The sequence below is a fragment of the Undibacterium sp. KW1 genome (assembly GCF_009937955.1).
GTDB lineage: Bacteria > Pseudomonadota > Gammaproteobacteria > Burkholderiales > Burkholderiaceae_D > Undibacterium.
Genome location: NZ_AP018439.1, coordinates 1,437,737 through 1,463,926, shown reverse-complemented (window position 1 = coordinate 1,463,926; position 26,190 = coordinate 1,437,737). Strand labels below are relative to the sequence as shown.

General features: G+C 50.5%; 21 protein-coding genes. 12 read left to right on the top strand and 9 right to left on the bottom strand.

The annotated features are described in order from the left end of the window. Positions 1–186: 186 nt before the first annotated feature. On the bottom strand, positions 187–699 hold the full coding sequence (locus UNDKW_RS06490) for an Lrp/AsnC family transcriptional regulator (protein ID WP_162040309.1): 513 nt from the start codon (positions 697–699) through the stop codon (positions 187–189). 145 nt (positions 700–844) lie between these two features. On the opposite strand from UNDKW_RS06490, the gene UNDKW_RS06485 reads away from it, so the two are divergent. Continuing rightward, positions 845–1,990, top strand: a complete 1,146-nt coding sequence (locus UNDKW_RS06485; RefSeq protein WP_162058041.1) for a branched-chain amino acid ABC transporter substrate-binding protein — start codon at positions 845–847, stop codon at positions 1,988–1,990. Positions 1,991–2,168: 178 nt separating this feature from the next. On the opposite strand, the gene UNDKW_RS06480 is transcribed toward UNDKW_RS06485, so the two are convergent. Further along, positions 2,169–2,477, bottom strand: a complete 309-nt coding sequence (locus UNDKW_RS06480) for a c-type cytochrome (RefSeq protein ID WP_162058040.1) — start codon at positions 2,475–2,477, stop codon at positions 2,169–2,171. Between the two features lie 155 nt (positions 2,478–2,632). Between UNDKW_RS06480 and UNDKW_RS06475 the strand changes: the two genes are divergently transcribed. The 4 genes from UNDKW_RS06475 (at position 2,633) to leuA (ending at position 7,019) form a co-directional block, all read left to right on the top strand. Beyond that, complete coding sequence (locus UNDKW_RS06475) at positions 2,633–2,863, top strand: TIGR04438 family Trp-rich protein (RefSeq protein WP_162040306.1); 231 nt, start codon at positions 2,633–2,635, stop codon at positions 2,861–2,863. 84 nt (positions 2,864–2,947) lie between these two features. Beyond that, positions 2,948–3,865 (top strand): LysR family transcriptional regulator, encoded by a 918-nt coding sequence (locus tag UNDKW_RS06470; protein ID WP_162058039.1) that lies wholly within the window; start codon positions 2,948–2,950, stop codon positions 3,863–3,865. Continuing rightward, entirely contained in the window at positions 3,859–4,662 is an 804-nt protein-coding gene (lgt, locus tag UNDKW_RS06465) for a prolipoprotein diacylglyceryl transferase (RefSeq protein WP_162058038.1), read from the top strand. The genes UNDKW_RS06470 and lgt overlap by 7 nt, the downstream gene beginning before the upstream one ends. Positions 4,663–5,306: 644 nt before the next feature. Further along, positions 5,307–7,019 (top strand): 2-isopropylmalate synthase, encoded by a 1,713-nt coding sequence (gene leuA, locus UNDKW_RS06460; protein ID WP_162061801.1) that lies wholly within the window; start codon positions 5,307–5,309, stop codon positions 7,017–7,019. 36 nt (positions 7,020–7,055) lie between these two features. On the opposite strand, the gene UNDKW_RS06455 is transcribed toward leuA, so the two are convergent. Next, positions 7,056–8,555: a PLP-dependent aminotransferase family protein gene (locus UNDKW_RS06455; RefSeq protein WP_162058037.1), complete on the bottom strand. Its 1,500-nt coding sequence runs from the start codon at positions 8,553–8,555 to the stop codon at positions 7,056–7,058. A 104-nt stretch (positions 8,556–8,659) separates the two neighbouring features. Between UNDKW_RS06455 and UNDKW_RS06450 the strand changes: the two genes are divergently transcribed. The 6 genes from UNDKW_RS06450 to UNDKW_RS06425 all read left to right on the top strand — a co-directional run bounded on the left by UNDKW_RS06450 (position 8,660) and on the right by UNDKW_RS06425 (position 14,394). Further along, complete coding sequence (locus tag UNDKW_RS06450; protein ID WP_162058036.1) at positions 8,660–9,121, top strand: OsmC family protein; 462 nt, start codon at positions 8,660–8,662, stop codon at positions 9,119–9,121. A gap of 3 nt (positions 9,122–9,124) precedes the next feature. Continuing rightward, positions 9,125–9,775 (top strand): FMN-binding negative transcriptional regulator, encoded by a 651-nt coding sequence (locus UNDKW_RS06445; RefSeq protein WP_162058035.1) that lies wholly within the window; start codon positions 9,125–9,127, stop codon positions 9,773–9,775. 22 nt (positions 9,776–9,797) lie between these two features. After that, positions 9,798–10,259, top strand: a complete 462-nt coding sequence (locus UNDKW_RS06440; protein ID WP_162058034.1) for a GNAT family N-acetyltransferase — start codon at positions 9,798–9,800, stop codon at positions 10,257–10,259. A 72-nt stretch (positions 10,260–10,331) separates the two neighbouring features. Then, on the top strand, positions 10,332–10,652 hold the full coding sequence (locus UNDKW_RS06435; protein WP_162058033.1) for a hypothetical protein: 321 nt from the start codon (positions 10,332–10,334) through the stop codon (positions 10,650–10,652). 171 nt (positions 10,653–10,823) lie between these two features. After that, positions 10,824–12,899: a M13 family metallopeptidase gene (locus UNDKW_RS06430; RefSeq protein WP_162058032.1), complete on the top strand. Its 2,076-nt coding sequence runs from the start codon at positions 10,824–10,826 to the stop codon at positions 12,897–12,899. A 199-nt stretch (positions 12,900–13,098) separates the two neighbouring features. Continuing rightward, entirely contained in the window at positions 13,099–14,394 is a 1,296-nt protein-coding gene (locus UNDKW_RS06425; RefSeq protein WP_162058031.1) for a GAF domain-containing protein, read from the top strand. A 79-nt stretch (positions 14,395–14,473) separates the two neighbouring features. Here the strand turns inward: UNDKW_RS06425 and UNDKW_RS06420 are convergent. The 6 genes from UNDKW_RS06420 to UNDKW_RS06395 form a co-directional block, all read right to left on the bottom strand. Further along, positions 14,474–15,465, bottom strand: a protein-coding gene (locus tag UNDKW_RS06420) for an IS630 family transposase (protein ID WP_162057283.1) whose coding sequence is annotated in 2 segments (ribosomal slippage) — positions 14,474–15,003 and positions 15,003–15,465 — 993 coding nt in all. Because the reading frame shifts where the segments join, the coding sequence is not laid out codon by codon here. A 75-nt stretch (positions 15,466–15,540) separates the two neighbouring features. After that, positions 15,541–16,410, bottom strand: a complete 870-nt coding sequence (locus tag UNDKW_RS06415; protein ID WP_162058030.1) for a hypothetical protein — start codon at positions 16,408–16,410, stop codon at positions 15,541–15,543. 29 nt (positions 16,411–16,439) lie between these two features. Then, positions 16,440–18,278: an adenylate/guanylate cyclase domain-containing protein gene (locus tag UNDKW_RS06410; protein WP_162058029.1), complete on the bottom strand. Its 1,839-nt coding sequence runs from the start codon at positions 18,276–18,278 to the stop codon at positions 16,440–16,442. Between the two features lie 6 nt (positions 18,279–18,284). Further along, a complete protein-coding gene (locus UNDKW_RS06405; protein WP_162058028.1) occupies positions 18,285–21,392 on the bottom strand; it encodes a filamentous hemagglutinin N-terminal domain-containing protein in 3,108 nt (1,035 codons plus the stop codon). Positions 21,393–21,469: 77 nt separating this feature from the next. Beyond that, complete coding sequence (locus UNDKW_RS06400; protein ID WP_162058027.1) at positions 21,470–23,779, bottom strand: CHAT domain-containing protein; 2,310 nt, start codon at positions 23,777–23,779, stop codon at positions 21,470–21,472. An 11-nt stretch (positions 23,780–23,790) separates the two neighbouring features. Continuing rightward, complete coding sequence (locus tag UNDKW_RS06395) at positions 23,791–25,335, bottom strand: ShlB/FhaC/HecB family hemolysin secretion/activation protein (RefSeq protein ID WP_162058026.1); 1,545 nt, start codon at positions 25,333–25,335, stop codon at positions 23,791–23,793. 450 nt (positions 25,336–25,785) lie between these two features. Here UNDKW_RS06395 and UNDKW_RS06390 point away from each other — a divergent pair, with 450 nt between their 5' ends. Further along, on the top strand, positions 25,786–26,157 hold the full coding sequence (locus UNDKW_RS06390) for a GFA family protein (RefSeq protein ID WP_232063271.1): 372 nt from the start codon (positions 25,786–25,788) through the stop codon (positions 26,155–26,157). The last annotated feature ends 33 nt before the right edge of the window (positions 26,158–26,190 follow it).

Genomic DNA, 26,190 nt, shown 5'->3' with positions numbered 1-26,190 from the left:
AGCCCTGCCCTGCAAGTTAAACGCCCGCTAAAGCGGGCGTACAAAAACAAGTTTCCCCTCACGCAAGTTGCCAGATGGAATCTCTATCTGCAACAACTTGCGTTCTTTTTGTCATCCAAACACAAGATCCCGGCGTTTACTGCAAAACAGGCTGAATCATTTAGCTTTATGTTGTTTTATCTGGCTTTACTTGCCTTTAATACGCACAGGTAACTCTTCGGCTTTTTCGTCAAAGGCAATACGTGTCGTAAATTTGGCACGCTTCATGGGGAAACGGGAATGGAAATGTCGGACATTGCCAGAGCCGGAAATGGCGCGCCGCACAAATTGGTAATAGGCGTCCATGTCTATCACATGGACCACCAGGAAATAGTCATACTCCCCAGACACAAAATAACATTGCATGACCTCGGCTTCCTTGTTCATGCGGGTCTCAAATTCCCGCATGAATTCATCCGACTGATTGATCAGCGATACCTCCAGAAAAGCCAGCATGCCATAGCCAAGAGCGAAGCTATCGACCATCGCTACTTCAGCGCTGATGACGCCTGCTTCCCGCAATTCCCGTATGCGGCGCAGGCAGGTGGGCTGGGAGATATGCAGCTTGTCGGCGAGTACCCTGGTCGGGGTCTGGTTGTCTTTTTGGAGGAGGTTCAGGAGCTTGCGATCAAGCTTGTCAAGGGTGCGATATTGGGGCATATAAAAAACGTCAGTTTGGAGAAAAAACCACACAAAATAGCTTTGCGAAATATTTTTTCTGTTGTACCTTCTTGCTGTTCAGTTATCTGAATAAGTCAGAGATGCAGTACTGTTATCCTACTTTTTAATCCTTAGGAGTATGTTCATGTCGTTCAAAACTAAAATGATTCCACTGGCTGGCGCAATTGCTTTCGCTTTCGCTGGTGCTGCGGCAGCTCAAGATCTGGTTGTAAAAATTGGTCACGTTGGCCCTATCTCCGGCGCGATCGCCCACTTGGGTAAAGACAATGAAAACGGCGCCAAAATGGCGATCGAAGAACTGAACGCCAAAGGCGTGATGATCGGCGGCAAAAAAGCCAAATTCGAATTGCTGACTGAAGATGACGCTGGCGATCCAAAACAAGGCACAACCGTAGCACAAAAACTGGTCGATGCGAAAGTAAACGGCGTTATCGGTCACTTGAACTCCGGTACAACTATCCCTGCCTCCAAAATCTACAACGATGCTGGCATCGTTCAAATCTCCCCATCTGCAACTAACGTTGACTACACCAAACAAGGTTTCAAAGGTGCATTCCGCGTGGTAGCGAATGACGGCCAACTGGGTGGCACACTGGGTCGTTTTGCGGTGCAAATCAACCACGCTAAAAAAGTCGCTGTGATTGATGATAAAACAGCATACGGCGAAGGCGTGGCAAAAGAATTTATCAAAGGCGCCAAAGGCAAAGGTGCTGAAATTGTTGTGCAAGAGCATACAACTGATAAATCTACAGATTTCAGCGCCATCCTGACCACAATCAAAGCCAAAAACCCAGACGTGATCTTCTTCGGTGGTATGGATGCTGTTGCTGGTCCTATGCTGCGTCAGATGAAGGCACTGGGCATCACAGCCAAATTCATGGGTGGTGACGGTATCTGTACAGCTGACTTGGTTAAACTGGCTGACAACGGCATCGGCGAAGGCCAGGTAGTTTGCGCCGAAGCTGGCGGTGTTCTGGATGCACAGAAGAAAGCCAATGACGACTGGAAAGCTGCATTCAAGAAAAAATTTGGTGTAGAAGTCCAGATTTATGCACCATATGTCTATGACTCAGTCATGGTCATGGTAGAAGCAATGAAAAAAGCTGGCTCTGCTGACCCAGCCAAATATCTGCCAGAGCTGAAGAAAATCAACTACAAAGGCGTAACAGGCGACATCGCATTTGATGACAAAGGCGATATCAAAGACGGCACACTGACTTTGTACACATACAAAGGCGGCAAACGTGATCTGCTGCGCGTAGTCAAGTAAGCTGGCAACTTATAAGATCTGCACCACACAAAACCTTGTAGTGACAAACTGCAAGCTCTTGTGAAACTGAAACAGTTTGGCACGCAGATCTTATGCATAATAAAAAACCTGGCAAAAGCCAGGTTTTTTATTTTCTGCTAGCGGGATACAGAACAAGTCATCTGTATCAAAGCAGAACTCATTTCAAACTCAGAACCCATTTAACCAGGGTTTTCGCTTCTGCATCACTTACCTGGGCATTAGGTGGCATGGCAACCGCGCCCCATACACCTGAGCCACCTTTCAATACTTTTTGCACCAGCTTGGCTTCAGCGGTCTTGTCGCTGGCATATTTCTTGGCCACGTCCTTAAATGCAGGGCCTACAACCTTGTTATCCACTGCGTGACAGGCCATGCAATTTTTTGCTTTTGCCAGATCAGCATTCGCCCAAGCGGAGCCGGAAACCATCATTGCCAATACCGAACCTACCAATAAAGAATATTTCATTGCTTTCTCCAGGTTAAAAACTCACTTATTCTACCGCCTTTTGACAATTTTAACGTTTATCTACATACCGGGGTTGACCTGCAGTAAAATTAAGGAAACTCCATGATCTGTAGCAAAGAGTTTGAAGGTTTTTCCCCAGAAAAAGGATGCATCCCATGTTCATCATCATCGTTTTATTCATCATGCTCGTATTGAAGCTGGCAGATGTATGGATTTTTGCCACCATGTCTTGGTGGTGGATCATTGGTGGTGCAGGCGCGGCATTTGCCTGGTTTGAAGTTCTTGAGCGTATGCTGGGCCTGGACAAACGCAAAGATCATGCGCATTTTGAAAAAATCCAGAAAGAACGCGTCAAACGCGCCTTTGACAAAAACACCCGCCGCTAATGACAGCACATGGTTCTGTTCCGGACTATTTTTTGCTTAGCTACAGCACTCTGACACAACATAAAATACCGGCTGAGCTGCCAGATGTCTTTACCTGAGTTACGCAATCTAGAGCTGCGCCAGTTGCGCTACTTCCTGGCAGTGGCGGAAGAAATGCACTTTGGCAGGGCAGCTACGCGCCTGCACATGACCCAGCCGCCTTTGTCACAAGCCATACAGGCGCTGGAAGCCATCCTCGGAGCAGAACTGTTCATCCGCAATACACGCAATATCTCACTGTCATCTGCCGGTATGGCGCTCTTGCCGGAAGTCAGGCGCTTGCTGGCACAGGCGCAATCCCTGCCAGAACTGGCGCAGAGGGCCGCCAGCGGTACTTACGGTCACTTGTCCCTGGCCTTTGTGTCTATCGCTGATTACAGCGTATTGCCCCCCGCACTGCGGGAATTTCGCCGTCATCATGCCGATGTCCATATAGAATTACGTGAAGCAACCACAGACGTACAATTGCAGGCGCTGGAAAACGGGGAAATTGATGCTGGCTTTTTGATACCGCCGCTTCCAGACAAGTTGCAAAACCTGTTCAATTATCAAAAAGTGCTGTCTGAACCACTGATGCTGGCGGTGCCAGAAAACCATGCCAAAGGACGCCAGCAACTGCGCCTCAGCGATTGCACTGACTTGCCATTGATACTGTTCCCTCGCAAAATTGCCCCGGCTTTGCATGATGCCATCCTCGGTTGCTTCCATGCTGCGGGCCTGACACCCGCGATCGGCCAGGAAGCGATACAAATGCAAACCATCGTCGGTTTGGTCTCTGCTGGCATGGGAATCGCACTTGTGCCACAATCCGTCTCAAATTTGCAGCGCCCTGGTGTCTTGTATTTCGATTTGCCGGAAGCCAGCGCCACCGTTGAAATTGGCCTGGCCTGGCGCAAGGACAATCATTCTGCAGTGCTGGCCGCATTTGCGCACCTGTTTAACTTACCAAATCATCCATGCTGACTCATCCAAATCCTGATCCTGTCGCTTTCCATCTGGGCCCTGTTTCGGTCCACTGGTATGGCATCATGTACCTGATCGCCTTTGCCCAGTTCATTGCCCTGGGCCGCGTCCGGCTCAAACAACCGCATATCGCTGCACAGGGTTGGACACGCGAGCATATCGACGACATGCTGTTTTTTGGTGTACTGGGTGTAATACTTGGTGGCCGTCTGGGTGAAGTGTTTTTCTATGGTTTTTCATATTACATGGAACACCCGCTGGAAATATTTGCGGTTTGGAAAGGTGGTATGTCTTTCCATGGTGGATTCATCGGTGTGCTGATTGCCATGTCGCTATGGGCACGCAAGGCCAAGTTCCACCTTGCAGACGTGTATGACTTCATCGCGCCGCTGGTGCCGCTGGGTTACGCTGCCGGTCGCCTGGGTAATTTCATCAACCATGAATTGCCAGGCCGCATCGCATCAGCAGACCTGCCATGGGCAATGATCTGGCCGGGTATTGACCACCCGGTTCACCCTTCACCTATTTACCAGGCATTGGTAGATGGTTTGCTGGCATTCGTCATACTGTGGATATATGCATCCAAAGCCAGGCCGCGCCTGGCTGTAGGTGCCTTATACGTCACATTGTATGGCTGCGCACGCTTTTTCACGGAATATTTCCGCACCCCGGATTATGAAGTCAATATTCTCGGCGCGACAATTTCAGCCGGGCAGATGCTGTCATTCCCCATGATTATTGGTGGGTTATTGCTATTAGGCTTCGCCTACAGGAACAATAAAAAATCAGGTTCTTGAGAAGCTGATTTTTGTATGGCTGTTAATCTGCCTGAGCGGCATTTCATTGAGATTGCGTTGCGATGAAATGCCGATCAGTCAGCACATCGACAAGCAAACAAAAAATACTGCTTGACGTGCGCAGGCAAAATCTTTTACAGTAATTGCATGAACTCTTTTTTGACATCGACATCTGCAAAAAAAACTGCTGACAGCGCCAAGCTGCAAGCAGTGCTGTCGTCTGTGTCTGCCTCTCTAGTTCTACTACCATCTCTAGCAAGCTCGCTACTATAAGTTGCGTCTTGTCCAGTTTTAAGCGGCATACCAGCCAGCCTGAAACACCAGTATCAAAAATTACCCTTATATCCCAGTAGTACCCAGCACAGGCTTCCTGACATCAGGAAAAACAGCATGACACCATCAGGCACATCAGCAAAGAATTCAGCAGGCGCTATCAGCGTCATGTCTGGCTTTGCACGCCCACAGTCTGCGCTGTCACTTGCTCACGGTCGCAAGCTACTAGCGCTACGACTACTGATCGGTTAACCGGCCTCGCGTATCTCTGTGGCTGCCGGTTAGCTTAGCGCCACCACATCAGTATCCATTCACCAATTTGAAAATATCAGCGCCTTGCTGAGGCACTGTGCCAGCCCAAGGAAAAGAACATCATGATGAGTAATCCAGCTAAAAAATATCAAGCCTTCCCGACTATCGCTTTGCAGGACAGGCAATGGCCCAGCCGCAGCATCAGCAAAACACCGATATGGATGAGTACGGATTTGCGTGATGGTAACCAGGCGCTGATAGAACCCATGGATGCAAAGAAAAAACTCAGGTTCTTTGACATGCTGGTGAAAATTGGACTCAAAGAAATTGAAGTAGCCTTCCCGTCTGCATCAGAAACAGACTTCGCCTTTGTCCGCAAACTCATAGAAGAACAACGCATACCGGATGACGTGACGATAGAAGTATTGACGCAATCACGTGAAGACCTGATACGCCGCACCATCGATTCCGTGCGTGGTGCCAAACGTGCCATCGTGCATTTGTACAACCCGATAGCACCCGCTTTCCGCCGCATTGTATTTGGCAAATCGCGTGAAGAAGTCAAACAGATCGCCACTGATGGCACCCGTCTCATCAAGCAACTCACTGATGCCATGCCAGAGACAGAATGGGTATTTGAATATTCACCAGAAACCTTCAGCATGGCCGAGCTGGATTTTTCCAAAGAAGTGTGTGATGCCGTTGCCGCCATCTGGCAGCCCACGGTTGAACGCAAGATGATCATCAACTTGCCGACCACAGTCGAATGCGCAACGCCGAATGTGTATGCCGACCAGATCGAATGGATGGACAGGAATCTGGCGCAACGCGATGCCATTATCCTCAGCGTGCATCCTCATAATGACAGGGGCACTGCAGTCGCCGCTGCAGAGCTTGCTGTCATGGCCGGTGCAGACAGGGTTGAAGGCTGCTTGTTTGGAAATGGCGAACGCACCGGCAATGTCGATCTCGTCACGCTGGCCTTGAATTTATATACCCAGGGTGTAGATCCCGGGCTGGATTTTTCTGACATCGATAGCGTCAGGCAGTGCGTGGAAGAATGCAATCAATTGCCTGTGCATCCGCGCCACCCTTATGTCGGTGATCTGGTCTTCACAGCATTTTCTGGCTCCCATCAGGATGCAATTAAAAAAGGCTTCGCCCAGCAACAAAAAGATGCGATATGGGAAGTACCTTACTTGCCGATAGACCCCGCTGACCTTGGCCGCAATTATGATGCCGTGATACGCGTGAATAGTCAGTCTGGCAAAGGTGGCATGGCCTTTTTGCTGGAACAGGAATATGGCATCAGTATGCCGAGACGCATGCAAATTGAATTCAGCCGTGTCGTGCAAACGGCTGCCGATGACAGCGGCAAGGAAATGACGGCGCAACAGATACACCAGATTTTCAGCGACAGCTATCTCGCACCAGCAACACCCATCAGTTATCAAGCTCATCATGCAAACCCGGTCCTGCATCACAGGACATCACCATCTGATCCGGCACAAGTATCCTTGCATGTCGATCTGCTGCACCACGGACAGCCACAAGCTATCCAGGGTACAGGTCATGGTATTGTTGAAGCCCAGGTCAATGCCTGCCAGGCACTTGGCTATCAAGTCAGGATCATCGACAAGCAAGAACAGCAAGTGACACAGCAAGGCCGTTCACAATACATCAGCATCATGGAAGCACGCGTCAATGATGGCAGCAGCCAGCATGGTGCAGGCATAGCTGACGATGCGGCAACGGCCAGCATGCGCGCCATCATCAGTGTCATAAATCGCCATACAAACTCAGATACGGCAATGCAGATGATTGCGGCCTGATCGCTGCCTGATCGCTGCCTGATCGCTGCCTAATCGCTAATGAGCAGCTTTGAAGAGCGTAGCCAGCTTGCTGACGCTGCGCTCTATTTCTGCACAAGTCAGTGAAGCAAAACCCAGTAACAGGCCGCCAGGACTTTCTGCCGGTCTGTTTGTTTTTCCCGGCACATCGGCGTAGTGACCCAGGCCGCGCAACTCCAGTCCGATTTTTTGCCCGGCTTCTATGATCTGTTCTTCATCGTAAGCCTGTTTGAAATACACAGCCAGATCAAGCCCGCCATCTTGCGCGCCGCAGATAAGTTCATCTGCCAATTCCTTTTCCAGACAACTCACTAAGCATGCCTGTCGTTCTGCATAGACTTTTCTGGTGCGCTTGATATGCCTGCCGAAATGGCCTTCTGCAATAAAGTCGGCCAATGTCATTTGCGGCATGATGCTGGTATGTTTATCGATGACAGCCTTGGCCTGTATCATCGGCTCCAGCAATTTTTCTGGCAACACCAGATAGCCAAGACGCAGGCCAGGGAACAGCACCTTGGAGAGAGTGCCTACATAAATAACACTTTGATGCGTGTCCAGACTTTGCAGGGATGCCAGTGGTGAACTGCCAAAACGGTATTCACTGTCATAGTCGTCTTCCACTATCCATACCGCATTCGCCTGCGCCCACTCCAGCAAGGCCATGCGGCTTTGCAGGCTCATGGTCATGCCCAGTGGCATCTGGTGGGAAGGTGTGACGAAAGCGACTTTCGCATCGGGATAATGCATCGCTGCGTATTCGACATCCAAGCCCTCATCATCGACAGGTACGGCACAAATGTCCGCTTGTGCTGCATGCAGGGCAGCAGTCGTACCGCGATAGCACGGATATTCCACCACCGCCTTTTCACCCGGGTCCAGTAGCATGGTACTCAGCAAATATAGCGCCTGCTGCGAACCGGAAGTGATCAGGATTTGTTCCGGTGCGCAATTCACGCCACGCGCTGCCTTCAAATAAACCGCGAGTAACTCACGCAAAGCCAAATGACCGGCAGGGTCACCATAGCCCAGTTGTCCTTTCGGATGGCGGCAATGACGCGCTTCCAGCCGCGCCCATATATCAAATGGGAACAAATCCAGGTCAGGCATGCTGACCCTGAATGCCCTTACACTCCCCTGATGAAAGCGTGTGCTGCCGCGCGGGTCTATATGTTGCAGTCCGCGCTTTGAAATCCTGTCCAGCAGTCGTGCCGCAGGTATATCGCTGACCTTTGTTTTGGCGCGTTCTGCAATTGCAGGCAAATCTTCATTCACAAAAGTCCCCTGCCCTACCGAACCGCGCAGATACCCTTCTGCGAGCAATTGATCATAAGCATTCAAAACCGTCTGCCGGGAAATATGCAGCGCCTGACAAAACTCACGGCTGGGTGGCAACTGCATTCCAGGCAGCATCTGGCCTGCCAATATACTTTTCCGTATTTCGGCGTACAACTGTCTGTACAAGGGCTGGCTGTCTTGTCTGTCCAGGCTTATCCCGGCAATCATTTGAGAGATATGCATGCGCTCACCGAAATTGGCATTCTTGTTTTTTATAAAATTGGTACTTTTCAATAGCCAATACCAAGCATAAGATTAACGTAAATTCACGGTAACGGAGTAAATAAATGCATCAATACCAGGCAACAATCTTATGGGAACGTGGTGAGCAGGCGTTCAGCGACAACCGCTATAGCCGCGCGCATGCATGGGAATTTGATGGTGGCCTCGTAGTACCAGCGTCCTCATCCCCTCTGTCAGTCCCAATACCTATGTCGGAAGAAAAAAATGTCGATCCTGAAGAAGCACTGGTTGCTGCGCTGGCATCTTGCCACATGCTGTTTTACCTGTCCTTCGTCGCCAAGCGCGGTTATGTGCTGGATCGATACCGCGATCTGGCAGTGGGTATCATGGATAAAAACGCCCAGGGCAAGACAGCCATTACCCGTATCCACCTGCGCCCGCAGGAGAGCTATAGTGGTGAAAAGCAACCAGCCTTGCAGGAGCGTGAAGAACTCCATCATATGGCGCATGAACACTGTTATATCGCCAACTCCATTAGCGCCGAAGTCATCATAGAGATCGAGTAGCCCATGTACATGCCCAGTCATTTTTCTGAAGAACGCATAGAAGTCTTACACGCCCTGATACAGGCGCATCCGCTGGCAACGCTGGTCAGCTTGCACGCTGGCGAACTGGAGGCGAATCACATTCCCTTCATCGTTTCGCCACCAACCGCAGATGCACCTTATGGCGTTTTGCGGGGCCATGTCGCCCGCAATAACCCGGTCTGGCAAAGTGCAGCTTCAGCCCAGGATGTGCTATTGATTTTCCAGGGCGCGCAAGCCTATATCAGTCCGCGCTGGTATGAAGAAAAGCAGCGCAGCGGTTCTGTCGTGCCGACCTATAACTATGCTGTCGTGCATGTGCATGGTCCCATGCGCATCATCGAAGACCGGCAGGAATTTTTGCGCCTGCTCAGCGAACTTAGCGATAACTTTGAGCGCAAGTTCGACCAGCCATGGAAAGTCAGTGATGCGCCTGCAGAATATATAGACCGCATGATGGATATGATAGTCGGCATAGAAATCCCCATCCGTCGCATCAGCGGCAAATGGAAAACCAGCCAGAACAAAAGCACGCAAGACAGGGTGAATATGGTGGATGGATTACGCGAACAACATGACCCGGCCTCGCACGCATTGGCAAGCGTCATGGAGCAACAATTGTTCGAAACCGAATAAAACGAAACAATAAGGAAAAGAAATGAGTAAAGTAGTAGTACGTGCCGTCGCCAAAGAAGATTTCGCCAACTGGTCTGTGCTATGGGAAGGCTATAACCAGTTCTATGAACGCACTGGCCCAAATGCCTTGCCAGAAGCAGTGACGCTCAGGACCTGGGCCAGATTTTTTGATGGCTACGAACCTGTACATGCTCTGGTCGCAGAACAGGATGGACGCCTGGTTGGGCTGGCGCATTACCTGTACCACAGAACTACTAGCCGCATCGAAGCCAGTTGCTATCTGAATGACTTGTTCACCAGCCCGGATGTGCGCGGCCAGGGTGTAGGAGGTGCCTTGATAGAGGCAGTGTATGAACAGGCCAGGCTGGCAGGTTCTACTGTCGTATATTGGCAAACCCACGAAACCAATGAGACGGCGCAAAAACTGTATCGCCAGGTGGCAGACAGGTCAGGATTTATTGTTTATAGAAAAAGCCTTACATAAAAAAATCATTCATTTACAAGAGCGGCTCGGGCCGGCAATATGCAGGCAATCGATACTCTCAATGCTGTTTCAATGACACTGCTCTTATTCCCCACCTGCGTACTTGGCTTGATGTATGGAACAAGGCTATTGCAAATAGCCTTGTGGCCCAAAGTGCAAGTACGCGTCCTGAGTACCAGAGAAGAGGTCACTGGCGACGATGATGGCAGCGCTACTGGCTGGCTACATGCCGAGCCTGAGTATTTGCATGAATCACAAAGATATCAGGTTCACTGGCGTACTGACCTGATACAGCACAGGCATTTGCCGGATGCCCTATGGATGGTCATAGCACCATCCAAACCCGAACACCCCGACTTCCCATTCCTGTCATCAAGCCAATTGTGGTTTTGACTATCTGCGTAACTTGCCTGGTTATGATTTTGGCTCACCTGCCTTGATCTTGTTTTCAAACCTGGGTTTTGCCGTTCTGCAGCATAAGTTTCTTCAAAGTTGCTGAACTTTAGCTAAAACAGCGCATCTATAGCTCTTTCCATACAACAAGTTATATAACCAGGACATACCATGTCACGTACCCTGATTTCTCTCGCTCTTGCCAGCTTGTTTACCAATATGATGGCAACGCCAGCCTTTGCACAAAATGCAAGCGCTGGCATTAACAGCACGATCACCACAAATAAACTGCAATCTGGCATAGATTTGCAATGGATAGACAACACCGTCAGGCCACAGGACGACTTCTATAAGCACATGTCTGGCAAATGGCTGGCGACTGCAGAAATACCGGCTGACCGTGGTCGCTTTGGTTCATTTGACCAGTTGCGCGAACTGTCGGAACAAAGGTCTTACGACATCATCCAGGCCCTGGCTGCCAGCAAGCAATTGACGGCTGGTTCCAATCAGAAAAAAATTGCTGACGTGTTTAACAGCTTCATGGATGAAGCCCGCGCCAACGAGCTCGATATCAAACCACTGCAAAGCCAGTTTGCCCGCATCGATGCCATTACCGATAAATCAAAACTGCCAGCCTTGATGGCAGAACTAAGCAAGCTTGGTGTCAACACGCCTGTTGCGGCGGGCATTAACCAGGATGCGCGTGACTCCAGCCGCTATGCGGTATATCTGAGCCAGAATGGCCTGACCATGCCTGATCGTGATTATTATCTGAAACAGGATGATGCGAAATTGCAGGGCTTCCGCGACGCGTATCTCAAACATCTGGAAAAAATGCTGGGTATGAGTGGCCAGGCCAAGCCTGAACAAGGTGCAGCGGCCATCATGGCGCTGGAAACCGAGATCGCCAAAATACAATGGACCAAGGTAGAAAACCGCAATCCTGTCAAAACCTATAACAAGACGGACCTGAAACAACTTGAGCAATTACTGCCTGGTTTTGACTGGAATGCTTATTTCAGTGAAATTGGCATGGCAGGTAAAATGGATTATGTCATCGTGCGTCAGCCTGAATTTTTCAGTGGTCTTGCCAAGGTCATTGCTGCCACCCCGCTTGATACCTGGAAGACTTATCTGAAATGGCAAACCCTGAACGCCTATGCACCTTTCCTCAGCCAGCGCTTTGTCGATCAGGATTTTGAATTCACCAGTAAAACTTTGCGCGGTGTCCCGGCCAATCAGGCGCGCTGGAAACGTGGCGTAGGCCGGGTGGAAGAAGCCCTGTCAGAAGCACTGGGGCAGTTGTATGTGGAAAAATACTTTCCGCCTGAGAACAAGGCACGCATGCAAACCATGGTCAACAACTTGCTGCTGGCCTATAAGCAAAGCATAGAAACACTGAGCTGGATGAGCCCGGAAACCAAGAAAGAAGCTTTGACAAAACTGGCCAAATTCAATCCCAAGATAGGCTACCCGGATAAATGGCGCGACTACAGCAAGCTGATCATTGCCAAGGATGATCTGGTCGGCAATATCATACGTGGCCGTGAACATGAATATCAACGGCAGTTGGCCAAACTGGGCAAACCTGTCAGCCGTACTGAATGGGGCATGAGCCCGCAAACCGTGAATGCCTATTACAACTCACGCCAGAATGAAATCGTCTTCCCCGCAGCGATATTGCAGCCACCGTTCTTTAACGCCGCAGCCGACGATGCCGTCAATTATGGCGGTATAGGTGCAGTCATAGGACATGAGATCAGCCATGGTTTTGATGATTCTGGCAGCCAGTCAGACGGCGACGGCAACCTGCGTGACTGGTGGACCAAGGAAGACAAGGCCAACTTTGGCAAACTGACAGCCGCCATGATTGCCCAGTACAGTGCCTACAGCCCGCTGCCAGGTTACAAGGTCAACGGTGCCCTGACTCTGGGTGAAAATATTGCAGATAATTCCGGCTTGTCCATCGCTTACAAGGCCTACCAGATTTCCCTTGGTGGCAAGCCAGCGCCGGTGATTGACGGTTACACTGGCAACCAGCGTGTCTTCATGGGTTGGGCGCAAGTCTGGCGTGGCAAATCGCGCGATGGCGAAACCATACTCAGGGTAAGTACCGATCCACACTCCCCTTCCGAGTTCCGTGGCAACGGTCCCTTGACGAACTTGCCAGAATTTTACTCGGCGTTTGGTGTCAAGGAAGGTGACAAGATGTATGTACCTCCGGAAAAACGCATCACCATCTGGTAAATGATATTCAGGTGAAAAGAGGCAGCAATGCCTCTTTTTTAATGGAAATAGTCATAAAATAGCAACACTTTCCCAAAAAGCAATTTTCAGCGCGCGCTTTTTACAAAAAACGCGCCCAAGCTTATCAGTGTCGCAATGACGATATAGCCTGGCTGTGGCAGAATAGCCGGGATTGAATTCCATCGATGAAAGCAAATTTATGAGTTTTGTACGCCGTGTCCAGCAAGATAAGTATGATGTCTATGATAAAGAGGACGTGCATGCCCGCTTACATTTCTTCAAGAACCTGCAAACCATCACGAATGCCATCCATTCGACCAGCAATATCGAGCAGATCATGCTTGATCTGTCCCAGGATATCTGCAACCTGTTTGATTGTGAGCGCCTGACGCTGTATTCGGTCAACTACAAGAAAAATGCCATCGAATCCAAGGTTAAGACTGGTTTGACTTCATTCAAGGATTTTGCCCTGCCCATCTCTGAAAAAAGCGTGGCCGGTTTCGTTGCCATGAGCAAGCAGACAGTCAATATTCTGAATGTGTATGACGAAGCAGAACTCAGGAAGCATTCACCGAAGCTGGAGTTTTTGCGCCGTGTTGATCAACGCACTGGTTTTCGCACCAAGCACATGCTGGTCGGCCCGCTGATCCACGAACAAAGCAATGAATTGCTGGGTGTACTGCAACTGATCAACAACCGCAATGATTGCCAGTTCCCACCACTACTGGAAGAAGGCTTCAAATACCTGCGCAACACCCTGGCTGTAGCTTTTGCCCAGCGTCTGATGTCACCGCAGGTGATTCATACCAAGTTTGATTCGCTGATCAAATCATCGATACTGTCGATACCTGAACTGGGCCTGGCAGCACGCGCTGCACGCCGCAAGGGGGTGGATGTAGAAGAAATTCTCATCGACGAATTTGAAGTCAGCCTGACGGATATAGGCAATTCCCTGGCGACCTTCTTTGAATGCGAATACCAGCCTTACAAGGCAGACCGCGCACGCCCGGATGCCTTGAAGAATTTCAAACGCGCCTATGTAGAAGATCATCACTGGGTCATACTGGAAGAAAGTGCTGACAGCCTGACTGTCATGACGACTGACCCTGAACGTGTCATGGCTTCGCGCATCGTGCATAGCCTCTTTCCTATCGCCAAAATACAATACGTGGTGACGACACAAAGAGAATTCAGACAAACGGTGGATCAGTTCTTTGGTGATACCGAAACTGCTGCCGCTGCTGCCGAACAAACAGCGCAGGATGCAATTGATACAGTATCCGCCTCAGAAAAAGCCTTGATCGCACAGGTCAGGGAAACCATACAGGACGCCTTTGCCAAGAGCCATCCTGAATTCCAGATTGATGTGCGCTCACGCGAAGACAAGACTGTCAGCCGTATGCACAAGGACGGTTCTGTACAACGTATCGCAGGCCAGGTCATTGTTGATTTTCATGTCGATTTTCTTGATACCGGCATGAATACAGCAGCATAAATACAGCCAGCATAGAAAAACGCCACGGTCTTGATGAACGTGGCGTTTTTTATTATTGAGCTTTACATAATTGATGACATCACCACAACTCCGCCTGCTTCCAACATGCCATGATGATGGATGGACGGCGTTGTGCGCTTTTGAGTTTATTGCGGGCAATTGTTTGCAATTCGGCGAGGTTGTTCGGGCAGAAGTTTGCCAACGCATGTCGCTTGAGCCAGGCCCAGAGATATTCGACAGGATTGAGGTCCGGCGCATACGGGGGCAGGAATGCGATTTGAATGTACCCATTGGTGCTGTCGAGGTATTCGCGCACCAGTTTCGATTTGTGCGCCCTGAGCCCATCGAGGATGATCAACAGCGGCTGCTTCAAATGCGCTTTGAGCGCCTTGAGAAACTCGACAATTTGCTCCTTCTTGATGCTACCCTCGTGGAAGCGGAACAAGTAGTTCTTCCTGGTCACACCTGCAATCACGGACAAATGTTTCCAGTTGAAATGAAACTGAATAATCGGCGTTTTCCCTTTGAGTGCCCAAGTACGCACACGGGTAGGCCGTTCGCTGATTCCGGACTCGTCGATGAATACAATCAGTCGATTCTCTCTCGAGGCTTTTTTTTGAGCGCAGGCCAGGTCTTTTTCTTGAACTCCTGTACAGCATCTTCGTTACGTTCGATGGCGCGACGCTCCGGCTTTTGGTTACTGAATCCCAGTGCGCCAAGAATGCGCCAAACGTGCACTTCACTGAACGACACTTCGAACTTTCTTTCAATAAGTAGACGCACGCGTTTAAGTGTCCACAACTCGGTGCCAAAACCATGTTCCGTCGGACTATCGAGAAGGCAGCGCCGCAACTCCCCTAATTCCATGGCATCAAGTTGTGCAGGCCGCCCCTTTCCACCTACTGCGCGCAGCGCGTCAAGCCCTCCTTCATCGAGTATGGCTTTCCAGGTATATACCGTGTTGCGTGCTACACCGACCACCAGCGCTACTTCGGCGCACCCTCTGCCTTGCAGCAGAAGCCGACCCGCCTTGACTCGTCGCTTTGCTCCATCTTCTATTTCTTTCGCCATCTCAAACCTCCAATACGGACATCATATTGGGATAACGAATGAAATCAAAAACGGTTGTCATGATTTACGTAAAAATCAATAAGGTGCAGATTCAGACAGCTTTTGCAAATCAGGTCGCTGCCTGGCGATCTGTTGCCAGACTTGCCTGGCCTCACCAAAAGCGCGCTTGCTTTGTAGCATGGCTGCATACATGACCCAGTCTTCGACGCCTGCATTGTCTTCCGGCTTCAATTCATTCAGGCTAGTGGCTTCGGCCTTGCTGGCCATTTTAAATTCAGACCGGGCAGTATATGTCTTGCCATCTTTGACCGAGGCATAAGCGACTTGCCAGCGGTAAGTCGCGCCTTCTTCCAGTTTTATCTTCTCCGGCAATTGCCAGTTGTTCTCTTTGGTCTTTTCGTTGACGATAAGCTTCTCATCCATGTCAGAAATACTGATATCAAACTCTGCCGCTTCAGCAGAAATCCAGTTAAATGCCGGGCGCTTGCCGAGTAACAAGGAATTGTTTTCAGGGGTGACGGCAACAATACGTGGCGGCACCTGGCGCATACGCACGGCACCGGCAATGACATTGCTGGTTTCCGCAGCACGCACGAGTTTTTCTGCCATGGGCCGGACTACTGCTTTTTGCCCTTGCAGGCTAGTGACGCCGTCTTTTTCTATGCTTACCGTTGCAGGACCTGTCAGCTGATACACCGAGCGTGTCGCATATAAGGACAGCGAAGCCCTGGCACCGGTCTCCAGCGTAATTTGCATTTTCGGTTGCAGGTAAGCCAGCAATTGCAGTTTGGATGTCGCTCCATTGACTTCCATCTTGCCGTTACCCTGCACATCCAGCACCATGCCCAGTGCAGCTTCAGCACGTGCCAGGCTGCAAGTCAGCGCTGCGACGAGACTGACTATAATCGCCAGATAGGTTCTCAATCCACTCATACTTTTTTTCATCATCACACTCATCAATTAAATTGCGGTATTTAAATTTCAGTAACAACAGATACCGGCTGCCAGCCCCAAACGGCAATGGCAGAACGTCCCTTGAGGTTTTTATCACCGAGCGCGGTCAGCGTGTCAGCTTCTTCAAGGCTGGCAAGCACGGCCTCCGAACAAACGACAGGATAACCCACGTCCTTGCACAAGCCCTCTATCCTTGCTGCCGTGTTGACGGTGTCACCTATGGCCGTGTATTCGTGCCGCTCTGCTGAACCGACCTGGCCAATGACTGCATCGCCCGCATGCAGGCCTATACCTATCTGCAATGCAGTTTTACCTTCCGCCTGCAATTCAAGGTTCAACGCATCCAGTACAAACAGCATGGCCCGCGCGGCATTGAAAGCATTTTGCGCCGGATTATCGAGTTGCTTGGGTGCGCCAAAAAATGCCATCATGCCGTCACCAATAAACTTGTCTATGGTACCGCCATGTTCATGCACAATCTTGCTCATGACGGCAAAATAGCGATTCAAGAGACTGACCACATCCTCTGCCTGTGCATGTTCACACAAAGTGGTGAAACTACGGATATCTGAAAACAAGACACAAACATGCAAACGCCTGCTTTGTGAAGTCTGGTCTATACGCCCTTCAACTATCTCCTGCATGACAGCCGGGCTGACGCGGCCAGAAAAAGCCTTGCTCAGCCTTTGCTTGTCGATGTAATGCTGCCAGGCTTGCCATGCACTGCTGCTGCTCAGAGCCAGCAAGCCAGTCAGAAAAGCGGCCGTTGGCGGCACCCATACATCATATTGCATGGCGATGCCGTTGGCTGCGAACAAGCCCATAGTCGCCACTGCAAACACCGCCACTTTAATGCGTATGCTGCGCCCCAGCCAAAACAGTGCAAACACGGCAGACAAAGCAAACAGACTGAGCGTGCCAGCCTGCTGCAATAAACGCTGATTCAGTATGCTGCGTAGTAACTGCGCGTGTGCCAGTACGCCAGGATTAGGATCATTTACTGGCAACCAGGCTGCCAGTGACACTGGCAAATCCACCAGATCAGTTGCATCCATGGTTGCACCGAGCAAGACGACTTTGCCTGCAAAACGTTTTTGTAATTCTGCTGTTTTACCCTGTCCGGCAAGCCTCAAGACTTCTTGTAGCGGGACATATCTGAAGCGCTCACCGAGACGGTAATTGATCAAACCATTCCAGTCCTGTCGTACACCTGCTGCTGCCGCTATCTCAGTCGCCAACCCACGTTCACTGCGGTCTGGCTGGCAATCACGCCCTGGAAAGCGGCGTATGCGCTGATCACTGTCGCGGCAAAATTCAGCTGAGGCAACAGCCTGGAATTGTTCGCCCTGCATGCCCAGTACCGCGGCGTAATCCACCTGGATATCGCGGTAATGCGCATGCTTCAAATCCCAGATTTTGGCAGTGACCAGCGGCGTGGTCTGTATACTGTCGAGCAGACCACCCAGCAGTATCTTGTGAAAATCAACCGCGTCCTTGCGGGTAGAGATCAGGCTGTCAAAGCGTTTTTCAGGCAGGCTTAAATCCATGCCTACTACCTTGGCTCCAGCCTGGTTCATGGCTTTCAGAAAATTGGCCAGATGCTGATGATTCAAGCTCAATGGCTCATCGACTTCATCGAGAAAGGCCTCATCTAATCCCACGACAACAGGGTCTATGGCTATTTTTTGAGGAGAGTATTCACGCGACAATTTGAACTGCAGGTCGAGAATTTTATTGTCTATCGCAATGACCGCAGGCAAACGCAGCAAGAATGCGGCCACAACAAACAGTGCTAGCAAACCCAGTACTTGCAGCAAGCGTGGGGTGAAAAATTCCTGCAGGCGTCTGAACTTGGTCATGGCAACTTAATATCTCAATAAACCAGTGGCTGTGGGCAATAAACCGCCTCTTCCGACCAGGCTCAGGGAACTACCGCTACCCAGCCTGCACAAGTCTGCCGCCAGGTCAGCAAAATCATAAGTCTGCGCATTCAAATTCACCAGGCTGGCAGAGAAATCGACCTGCGGGCTACTCAATCTGACAAGCCCGTTCACGCCATCAGGTGCTGCCGCCTGTATCAAATTCTTGCCACTACCGTCAAATTTTAATGGCGCACCGCCAAGCAGCAGTTGGTTGCCGCTGGCGATGGTGGCGTTCACCTGTATGTTCACATTACCACCACTGGCAGCCTTGGCTGCAGTATTTGCCTGGACAAAACCACTGCGCAGTATCAAGGCTGGTGCACTGATGCTGATGTCACCAGCATTACCGGTCTGCAAACCTGTAACGGAGGTAGTGATTTGTGAGCGCTCAAGTATCAAAGCGCCTTTACCCTGTACCGTAATTGCACCGCCATTACCATCAAAAGCACTGGTGTTGATATTACTGTTTTTGGCAAGCAGGCGGTGACCGTAGTTGAGGCGAATATCACTGGCCGCCACATTGCCGCTGGCAGAAGCAGTAATCTGCGCTTGCTGCAATGTGATATTTGAGGCATCAATTGCCAGCAGGGTCTTGGCTGGCAATTTGTCGGCGCTGACCTGGGCAGCATTGCTAATTGATACTATGCCCCGATCCATGTTCAGGCTATCTGTCGCCTTGATATTCACATTGCCGGTATAACCGCTGGATGCAGCACCGGCTTCAGAACTGATGATGGCATTGCTGTCCAAACGGATTTTACTGGCATTGACATTGACCTCACCCGCCTTGCCCCTGGCATAGGCACTTGATGAAATCAATGCTGCATTGCTCATCTGCAGTTGGCCCGCAGTGACATTGACGGTACCGGCATTGCCGACCGACCTGCTGGTAGATTCATCACCCGCATTGGCGCTACTGAAGATACCGGTACTCAAGACCTTGGGATTCACCTCATCATCCTTGACAGAATTACTGAGTTTGCCATCCAGGCTGATGGTGGCTGCATTGACCTTCACCGTACCAGCCGAACCAGTGGTATAACTGGTCGTGGCCGACGATATCTGACCACCATCCTTCAATGACAGATTGCCTGCCACATTGACAGCTACATTTCCTGCATTGCCTTGTGCCTGCGTGCCAGCATCACTATAGATGCCAGTCGCCAGGCTCTTGCCATCAATATCAAGACTGGCAGCATCAATGCTGACGCTGCCGCCATTGCCAACAAAATGGGTGGCAGAAGAAATTCTGGCACCGTTTTGCATTTGCAGAGCCTGGTTGGTTTTGACAGCGATATTGCCCGCATTACCCATGCCTATGGTTTCTGCCAGAATGCCGCTGCCGTCACCATCCAGAGCCACAGTGTTGGCAGCCACATTGATAGAACCGCTATTGCCGCGTGTATAAGTTGTAGTGGATATACGCCCGCCACCAGCCAGTGTTAATTTACCTGCCAGGCTCACATCAATATCACCACCATTACCACCACGGAAGCTGGCTGCGGTGCGGAAATCGCCAGCGTCACTATAGATGCCCGCTTCCAATCCCTGACCATCAATGCTCAGGCTATTGCCTACAAACCTGATCTTGCCAGCCTGCCCTGCATCAAATGCCGAGCTTGAAATACCCCCCTCAGAAAATATGGAAGTGGCCCCGCTAACATTAACACTGACATTACCGGCATTACCAGCAGCGCCAGAAATACTGTTGATGCCGGTAGAAACACCATTGCCATTGATCAGCAATTCTGCCGCAGCGACTTTCACATCGGCACCCGACCCCACAGAATAAGTAGCGGAAGAGATTTGTGCGCTATTCAATATGCTGAGCTTGCCTTTAGCAGTGGCCTCGATATCGCCAGCATTGCCTGTGCCTTTATTGGTGGTACTGAGCAAACCGGTGTAAGGGCCATTGGCCTCTGCACCATCCAGCATGATGTCGCCGGCACTCACACGCACATTGCCAGCATTGCCTGAGGTATAGCTTGATGAGGAAATGACAGCACCATTCAGGATATTGAGTTTGCCAGCCACATTGATGTCAAGATTGCCTGCATTGCCATAAGCCTCATTAGCCTGGCTGAAAATACCCGTTACCTGGCCCTTGCCATCCATACTGACACTACTTGCATCCAGCTTGATGGAACCCGCATTGCCAGAACTGAAGGTAGAAGTCGAAATGCGGCCAGCATTGACGATGCTGAGCTGCTGGTTTGCCGCAATAAAAATGTCACCTGATTTGGCGCCGCCATCATTGGCATTGCTGAAAATGCCAGTAGGCTTGCGCGCATCCTGGCCGTCAATCAGAATATCCCCAGCCTGTACTCGCACCTGGGCGCCATCGACATTGCCACTCACCGACGCATTGATGCTGCCGCCATTGAGGATACTCAACTTGCCACCCGCTGCAGGCAAATCACCGGCAAAACCAACTTCCAGCTTGCTCTTGCCCACTGCAGCCACACGCACTGTCGCGCCGGGTGCAAGCAAGCTGGCGTCATTGATCGTGATATCGCCAGCGGCCAAGGTCAGCGCTTGTTGCGGGCGGACATTGACAGTCGCGCCATTCCTGAATTCGAGAGTGGCAGAATTATTACCCAAAAATCCAAAAGCTTCAGGCGCGGCTGCAGACAGGGTACTGGCTTTCGCCGTATCGACATAAAAATTTCCATCGGCAAATTTCACATAATCTGCAGTACTGATATGCAAACCTGCAGGTACATCAATGGCAGCCCCGGCGCCAACAATCACACCAGCAGGATTGATGAAATAAAAATGCGGCTGGTTACCCGCAGTTGCACTGAGTTTCAACAAACCATTGATATTCGAGGATGCGCCGCCAGTGACACGGGCTATGACATTTTGCAACACCGTCGTCGTAGTGAAAGTGGCAGACTCACCATTTTCTATACTGAAGTTTTTAAAGCTGTGAAATAAATTACCGCCTTTGGTTGTACCCAGGCTTTGTGGTACAACAAAATTGCCACTGAGGTTTTGTACGGCACCAACTGTGCCGTCCGTGGTGGCACCAGCGTAAACAAATACAGGCATACTCCCAAAAGCCAAGGACAGGCTTACTCTGAGAAGGCTTAATCTGAGCAAGCCCATCTTATGTAATTGCTTAGTCTTCATAACCAGCTCCCGACCATGATGAATGGTGCCCAATAAAATGGATGACTGAACTGATTATTCTTCATCATTTCCAATTGTGCCTTTTGCAAAGCCTGCGCCTTGCTCGTGGCAGGTTCTGCCAGTCGGCGGTAAAACTGACCCATCAGCAAAGTCGCCGCATCATCAGATACGGGCCACAATGAACCCAGGGCACTCCTGGCCCTGGCTTTGAGAGCTGCGCCACTCAAACCCAGTGGTGCGCTGTCATCACCCTCTGCCGTTTCACAGGCTGATAATGTTAATAATTCCAGCTCCTGGTTTTTCATGCTACCTGCCCGTAAAAAGCCTTGCAGATTATCCATGGTGATCAAGTCATCATGCGCCATGACAAAGGTGCTGTCGGCAGTGCCACCAAACACACCGTGCGAAGCAATGTGCACAATCTGGTAATCACCTGTTTTGACTTTTTGACTAAATGCAGCGACGGTAAATTTCGCATTCAACAAAGTCTGGCTACTCGTCAATTTTTCCAGTGTGCGGATTTCTTCATCGACGCCAGCGAGCGCCAGCATTTGTTGCAATTGCTGATGCTGTGCTGGCTTGTTCAGGATAGCAGTTTCGCTTGTCTTGGGGATGTTACGCAGGCTGCGCGTCAACACGGCTCTGGCAACTTGCCTGCCATTTGCAGTCGTTTGTGGATTGGCTGCCAGCAATTGCTCAACCATTGCACCAGGCAATTTATCAACCACAGCACCTGGCTCACTCATGCCCGCCAGCAGCGTTTTATATGTAGTGTCACCACGTTTGCGCGCACTGGTATTCGTCAGACTCAAAGCAGGCACTACGGCGATCGCATATTTTTCTATGGCAAATTGCTGGCCATCATGCAGGGCGGCAAAGGGTAATAAACGCAACACACCGTCAGGAACAATGACGAGTGTGCGTATGCCTTGTTGCGTGAGTTCAGCATCAACAGGTGCCAGCAAGGCCTGGTACAGCCGCTTGGCCTGCGGTTTGAATGAGAGGTTATCTTTCAGGATATTGCCGAAATCCAGTACGTCTGCACGCATCTTTGCGACAGACATAGTGATGCTATGGCGGTACATGCCCTTGCTTGTTTCCAGCAAAAGCTCAAGCCTGTCGGGCAAGATTATGGGATAGAGTATCGCGGTATCATCAGCGATCACATCATTCTTGCCAGTCTTACGATTGGCCCTGGCAGTATCAACAGCGCAGCGGTCGCCCAGGTAGTCTTGCAATTCGGTTTGCTTCAGCAATTCCAGCACATCGCGGGCACGACGCAATTGTGGATTTTTTTGTACATCATCCAGTTGTGCGGATGCCTGCAATAGCAAATCTGCCAGTCCCAGATACACAGGCTCCAGGGTTTCACGGAAAGAAGAACGGCCATCCTGATATTCGACCGGTATGTCGGTGCGTATTGCTTCTATATGCTCAAGCGCTCTTTGATAGGCGGCGATTGCCTCAGTATTTTTTGCTTGCCCCCGCAAGATGCGGCCATGGCGCCATTCGATATTGATGAGCAGGTCATGCGCTTCCTGGCCCTGTGAAACCAGCAAAGCCTTGTCTGTCAAGGCGAGGGCGTCATCGTAGCGTTGTGCATCTTCGTAAAGCTGTGCAAGCTGGTCCAGCGCTTCCAGTTGCAATCTTGCCTGGCCCTGCTTTGCAGCGAGTTTGCGTGCATGGTCGAATGCCTGGAAAGCCAGGTTCTGCCCTTCTGTGCCCAAAGCCCTGGCTTGCACGCCAAGATTCAGGCTGTAGCGGGCAGCTTGTGGCAGTTCTCCTGCTTGTATCAGTTGCTGCCACAATGCCTGCAGGTTTTTCAAGTTTGCTGCCGGGGTCAGATTTTTTACTTCCAGCTTTTGCCGGTTCAGTCCGACACTGATCGCGATTGCGGCATCCGATGGTGCCAACTGTAGCGCCGTATCATAATAGTAACGCGCCTGTTCTGCATGCCCCTGTTGCTGCTGCCAGTTGCCAACATCAATCGCATAGCCAGCCTTGTCCAGTTTATTGCTGGCGTGATCAAAGGCAAATACCAGGTAGGGTTCCGCCTTGGCAACCTGATCCATCTGCACATAAGTCTGTGCCAGTGCAGATGCTGCCTTGACTTTATCCGCTGTCTGATCCGCTCTGGCGTAAGCAGTTTGTAGTACGGACAATGCCTGCGTGTAACTACCGCTAGCACATTCACGCACGCCCTGATCCAGCGCGGCATCGTTTGCAGATGCGACCAAGTGAACGGACATTGACAGTACACTGGCAATCAAGATACATCTGGCTGGTGAGGCAAATTTGATACGCATATGCCGCACTCTCAAAATAAATGGTAAGTCAATTGGGCATGCACGCCATGGTCTTGCAAGTTGCCATTGCTCTGCCCCGGCAAAGTAATGAGCTTCCTGGTCAGGAACAAGTCGGCTGCCCAGTTTTGCCATTGCCAGTTCATACCCACGCCTATCGAGGCCAGTCTTTGTGCAGCCTCGCCCTGGTTGCTGGCTGTCGCCAGATCAGTAAAGGCAATAAGCTTGAATTTGTGCCCTGCCTCTAGCCACACTGGCAAGGGGTAATGGTATTCTGCATTCAATAACCAGGCACGGTCACGTACGACAGTGTTTTCTCTGTAACCGCGAACGGTAGCGACGCCACCCAGCGAGAATCTTTCCATGGGCAATAAGCGGTCTGGTGTTTGCTGCGCAGAAGCGCGTAAAATTATTTGATCGCCGGCCTTGCCGAGGTTTTTGACATACTGCAGTTGCCCTGTCCAGATGCGGTAATGCTGATTGGGTACCTGCAAGTTGTTATTGCTGATATCGCTGTTGTCTATATTATTGCGGCCAAAAGCAAACACGCTGCGTAAGGCCAGCGCCTCAGTTTCCCAGCGTTCTGTCCACTCCTGGGAAAAGCGTATTACTTTGGTTTTTGAATAACCATCAGGCTCACCAGGCGTGAAGGAAAACGCCTCCCCCAATAAACTGGTCTGGCTATCGCGCTGGCTATAGCTGAGGCCGAGTTCGATTTTTCTTTGCAGGCTATTCGACAAAGTCTGGCTCATGCCGAGTTCATAACCTGAACTACGGCTCTTGATATCGATCGCTGCAATGGATTCACCAACAACAGAGGAGCTGCCTTTATCAAGACCAAGCTTCAATGCCGTGCCACGGCTATTCACTGGCATGGTCCAGCCCAGATGTACAGGATCAGCACCTTCGCTATGGGCGACACTGGCTTCCAGATAATCACCATAGCCACTCAGATTGCGCACCCAACCTGACATGCCCAAAACTTCTGACCCTATTGAGGGCGCACGGTAGTTATTGGCATAGATATTCAGGCCATAGGCTTTGGAACGTACAATATCGATGTCCAGTATGGCAGTACCAGGCTTGTCACCGGGGATGATGCGGCTATTGATTTTTTCAAACAGCGGGTCAGTCAGCAAGAGCTGGAAACGCTGCTGCACGACCGGCATATTGAATACTTCGTCATCCCTGAGCAAACGCTGCTGCAAATACGCTGGCCGCAGTCTTTCTTCCCCCTTTACCCGTACTTCAGAGATGCGCCCTTCTATCAAACGTATGCTGACTATGCCTGATGGAAAAGGCTCGTTGCCCTCTGCCACGACCAGGATAGCGCCAGAATTGAGGTAACCGCGTTCCACATACAGGCGTGAAATGCGGGTCCGCAACTCTTCCAGATCAGCATAAGTGGCACGCTTGCCAAGATAGGCTGCCGACATTGCTTGCAATTCTGAGGTATTGATGACAGCGTTGCCACTGAATTGAAACTCCCTGACCAGCACATCTCTGGCTATCGTTTGTACAGGAGGTAAATCATTGGCGAAAACGACATCTGGATTCAAGCACGCCAACACAATACAGGCCGCGATCCGTGAAGTACCTGACACTGCAGGTCTTGCAAAAATAGAATTCCACATCGTTATTGACCGCCAGTACTGAGAAATCGATGTGCGGTCATAGTATGTAGAATTGCTTGCATGAGATGGTTAAAAAAATAAACAGAGAAATAGTGCCACAGTACAGACGAACAACGCAGACCCGGCATGATAAGTCTATTGCCAAATCATTACAACGATACCAAGGTATGGCTTACATCTGGACACATCTGAAACAGGCAGACAAGGCTTTGCAGCAAGCTTAAATAATTGCTCACGACTTGATTAATCCAACACCCCATAAAATTGGCATGGTAAAAAGACCATGGCAGCACAGTATCTTGCAGGAAATTGTACCGGTACACATTGCCTGCCATGCTCTAAGATGAACTCACAGTAGATTCAGGAGTAGAAAAAATGCAAATATCCGGTTCCCGCCCCATGCAAAAATATCAGGGGAGTTGCCACTGTGGCGCGGTACGCTTTGAAATTGAGACGGATTTTCCTGAGCTGACGATGTGCGACTGCTCAATATGCCGCCGCAAAAATGCTTTGATGGTCAAGGTACATGAAAGCAAGTTCAAGCTGCTGGCGGGTGCAGAATCATTGAGTGAATACCAGTTTCACAGCAATACAGCCCATCATTATTTTTGCAAGACTTGCGGTATTTATCCTTTTCACCGCAAACGCGTGACGCCAGATAATTTTGGCATCAACGTCTATTGCCTTGAGGACTTTGACCCTGAAGGCATTCCTGTGCGCCAGGCCGTCGGTGCCCGGATGCCATAAGGCGATGAATCTTTTACACTAAACAGGAAACCA